Genomic DNA, 4,294 nt, shown 5'->3' with positions numbered 1-4,294 from the left:
GTTCTTCCGATCTATCAGTCTCTTTGATGACTATAAGTCGAGGATGAGATGCAACGCCTTTCTAATGCGTAACCCCTGCCTCCAATGGCACTATTTATCTCGCTGTCATTTGATTTTTGTAACTTTGTGCCAAATATACAATGGATAGAAATAAGAAGGATATGAGTAACGGAAAATTTAAGCGTACTTTGGTGACGACGGCCCTTCCTTATGCCAATGGTCCGGTCCATATTGGGCACCTGGCAGGGGTCTATGTGCCAGCAGATATATATGTGAGGTACCTTCGTCTGAAAGGCGAGGAGGTGGCCTTTATCGGTGGTTCGGATGAGCATGGAGTGCCCATCACGATTAAAGCGATGAAGGAGGGGGTAACGCCACAGGATATTGTGGATCGCTACCACCAACTGATCAAAGAGTCGTTTGAGGAGTTTGGCATCTCCTTTGATGTCTACTCTCGCACCACGAGCGAAACGCACCACAAGATGGCGTCGGACTTCTTCACTACGCTTTACGAAAAGGGCGAGTTTATAGAGCAGACCTCTCAGCAGTACTACGATGAGGAGGCCAAGCAATTCCTTGCCGACCGCTACATCACCGGTACTTGTCCTATCTGTGGCAACGAAGGGGCTTATGGCGACCAGTGTGAGAAGTGCGGTAGCAGTCTGAATGCCACCGACCTAATCAATCCAAAGTCGGCCATCAGCGGTTCGGAGCTAGTGATGAAAGAGACCAAGCACTGGTACCTACCCCTCGGCAAGTACGAGCAGTGGCTTCGCGAGTGGATCCTCAAGGGGCACAAGGAGTGGCGCCCTAATGTCTACGGACAGGTGAAGAGTTGGCTCGACCTTGGACTACAGCCTAGAGCGGTGACCCGCGACCTCGACTGGGGTATTCCGGTACCGCTAGAGGGCGCTGAGGGCAAGGTGCTCTACGTATGGTTTGATGCCCCTATCGGCTACATCTCCAATACCAAAGAGCTCTTCCCCGATAGTTGGGAGACCTGGTGGAAAGATCCCGAGACCCGCATGATCCACTTCATCGGTAAGGACAATATCGTCTTTCACTGCATTGTCTTCCCTGCGATGCTCAAGGCTGAGGGCTCCTTTATCCTCCCCGATAATGTGCCTAGCAACGAGTTCCTCAATCTCGAGGGAGATAAGATCTCTACCAGTAGAAATTGGGCGGTTTGGCTCCACGAGTACCTACGCGACTTCCCTGGCAAGCAGGATATCCTCCGCTATGTCTTGACCGCCAATGCTCCTGAGACCAAGGATAATGACTTTACCTGGAGCGATTTCCAGGCTCGCAATAATAATGAATTGGTAGCAGTGCTTGGCAACTTCGTGAATCGTGCTTTGGTGCTAACCCACAAGTACTTTGAGGGGAAGGTGCCTGCCATCACCACCCTTCAGGAGGAGGATAAGGCGGTCCTTGCCGAGATCGGCACCATCCGCGACGATGTGGCCAACCTGCTCGATAACTTCCATATCCGTGATGCCCAGCGTAGGGCCATGGACTTGGCACGCCTAGGCAATAAGTATCTTGCCGATATGGAGCCTTGGAAGTTGGCAAAGACAGATATGGATCGGGTAGCTACCATCCTCAATGTGGCGCTACAGATCAGTGCCAATCTGGCTATTTTGATGGAGAGCTTCCTCCCCTTCTCTATGAAGAAGCTACGCCATCTGCTGAATATGGAGGGTGCCCTCACCTGGTCGGAGATCGGTAGAAGCGACCTATTGGAAGCAGGTCATCAGCTAGAGAAGCCTGAGCTCCTCTTTGAGAAGCTAGAGGATGCAACGATCCAAGCTCAGCTCGACCGCCTAGCAGCGATCAAGAAGAGCAATGCAGAGGCAGCTCTTAAGGCGGCAAAACCACTGGCGATTGCCCCCGAGATTAAGTTTGAGGAGTTTGAGAAGATCGACCTCCGTGTGGCTACGGTGAAGGCTTGTACCAAGGTGCCGAAGACCGATAAGCTCCTGCAATTTACCCTCGATGATGGCTTTGGAGAGCGGACCATCATCTCGGGTCTGGCTAAGCACTACGACCCGGAGACGCTGGTAGGGAAGCAGGTGATCTTTGTGGCCAACCTTGCCCCTCGTAAGATGAGAGGAATCGAGAGCCAAGGGATGATTCTCTCCGTAATGGAGGCCGATGGCTCCCTCTCCGTACTCACCACGAGCAAGGAGGTGAAGCCAGGCAGTAAGGTATCCTGATTATGCAACGTGCACTATTGCTCTCGGGCGGTGTGGATAGCTCCGTGGCACTCCATCTGATGATGGAGCGTGGCGAGGCGCCCGACCTCTTTTATATCTATATCGGAGCTAATGAGGCAGGCTATGAGGACTGCCCTAGCGAGGAGGATATGGAGATGGTGAAGTGGCTCGCCAAGCACTATGGTCGCCCTCTGGAGGTGGTCAATCTGCATCGTGAGTACTGGGACTATGTGGTGCAATACATCATCGACACGGTGCGGGAGGGACGTACCCCTCACCCCGATATGCTCTGCAATCGGATCATCAAGTTTGGCTACTTCAATGAGTATGCGGGGCGGGATTACGATCAGATCGCAACGGGTCACTACGCGAGTAAAAAGGTGGTGGGCGATAAGGAGTTCCTCGCCACGGCGGTGGACCCAGTGAAAGACCAGACCGATTTCCTCGCTCAGATCACCTATCCTCAGCTCCTAAAGGCCTATTTTCCCCTTGGGGAACTGCCAAAGAGTGAGGTGCGGAGGATCGCTTCGATGGAGCACTTAGTCACGGCACAGCGAAAGGATAGCCAAGGGATTTGCTTCCTCGGCAAGGTGGATTATAATCAATTCTTGGAGCGCTATCTCGGTACTCAGAAGGGCGAAATCATTGAGCTGGAAACGGGCAAAGTGGTCGGTGAGCATCGGGGCTATTGGTTCCACACCATCGGTCAGCGGAAGGGGCTCGGACTATCGGGTGGCCCGTGGTTTGTGATCCGCAAGGATATTGAGCAAAATAGGCTCTATGTGAGTCGTGGCTACGACCCCGAGACGCAGTATGGCAATGTGGTGGAGATGCCGGAGATGCACTGGATTACGCTCGACCCGATGGAGGGGGAGGAGCTAGAGGTGACCTTCAAGGTACGCCACACGCCCGACTTTACCGTGGGACAACTGAAGCGGGACGCTGAGGGAATCTACACTCTGCACTCTACTGAATTGATTCAAGGGATTGCCCCAGGGCAGTTTTGTACTATCTACGACCGTTCACAGCAACTCTGCTACGGCTCGGGGGTGATTGCCCGGGGGCTAAGGCTTTAGTTGCAGCCGGAAGAGTAGCCCGTAGGTGGTTCGCTTGAAGGGGAAGCTATAATTGGAAACGAGTGGTTGGCGCTGCTGACGCTCCACAAACGCCCGAACGCTAATGGCATCAGAAAGCCCATACTCTGCTGAAAATTGCAGAGTATGGGCTTTCATTCCTTGTAGGGCAAGGTCGCTCTCCTGTTGTTGGATATTCCGGAGAAGGCTATAGGTATAGGTGTGGTGGAGCTGTAGGCGAAGGCTCTGTCGCTCGCTCCTAAGTAGGCTGATCTTACTGGTGAAGAGGGGTGCGAAGGTGACGTAATAGCCTAGCCGACTATAGAGTTCATAGTCGGTCTGATCGAGTATCCGCTTGGCGGTGGTTTGGAGGGTTTGGGAGTGGCGTTGGTTGTACCTTTCCTCTAGCGAGATGCCGAGCTGACTCTTCACTTCTAGCCCGATGAGCGGGCTCAGCTCCTCACTCACCACTAGGCTTTGGAGGTCATTCTGCTCGGCAGTGATGTAGTAGGTAGGCACCTCCACATAAGCCCGATACTGATGGGTCAGCTTGAGGGTGGGGATATGCTCCTTTAGCCACGAGTGCCACTGGGAGATATTGAGCGACACTTGCCAATTGGGCAGAGTGGCCAACAGGCTAGGTAGCCCCTCACGCTCCAGGTAAAGTAGACTCGACTGCTGGGCAAAGTGCTCTACCTCGGGGTGCTTCTGCAGTCGTGCGATGGTGCTATACCGTAGGTTGCCTCGCTCTATCTTGGCCCCCTCGGTTTGGTAAGGGGTCACCGAGGTGTGGTGGTGTCGGTTGTTTTCGTAGGTAAAGGTGAGTTCGAGTCCCTTCAGAGGCTCGAACCTCAGCCGCGCCTCCATTTCATTTCGCCAAAAGGTGGTTAGTGGTTGGCGACTGCCTCCCTTCTGGGTAATGAGGCTCTGCTCCTGCATCTTTTCAAAGGTGGAGAGAGGGTGATCCATACCAAGTCGAAAGGCAATGCCTGGCATCAACTGTCG

Annotated in this window: 2 protein-coding genes and 1 pseudogene; 2 read left to right on the top strand and 1 reads right to left on the bottom strand. The window is 53.5% G+C overall.

The window, feature by feature from the left end; genetic code table 11:
- Positions 1-161: 161 nt before the first annotated feature.
- Positions 162-2,216, top strand: coding sequence for a methionine--tRNA ligase (gene metG, locus QVO39_RS04910; protein ID WP_288171790.1), 2,055 nt, complete (start codon positions 162-164; stop codon positions 2,214-2,216).
- Between the two features lie 2 nt (positions 2,217-2,218).
- Entirely contained in the window at positions 2,219-3,292 is a 1,074-nt protein-coding gene (gene mnmA, locus QVO39_RS04905; RefSeq protein WP_021903250.1) for a tRNA 2-thiouridine(34) synthase MnmA, read from the top strand.
- On the opposite strand, the pseudogene QVO39_RS04900 reads toward mnmA, so the two are convergent.
- A pseudogene (locus QVO39_RS04900) lies at positions 3,281-4,294 on the bottom strand (cell surface protein SprA); the annotation flags it as partial. The gene mnmA and the pseudogene QVO39_RS04900 sit on opposite strands and share 12 nt — an antisense overlap.

Source organism: Porphyromonas sp. CAG:1061 (genome assembly GCF_000435035.1).
GTDB classification, from domain to species: Bacteria; Bacteroidota; Bacteroidia; order Bacteroidales; family Porphyromonadaceae; genus Porphyromonas_A; species Porphyromonas_A somerae.
The sequence above is the reverse complement of the archived record's forward strand: the minus strand, read 5'-3'. Positions and strand labels throughout refer to the sequence as shown.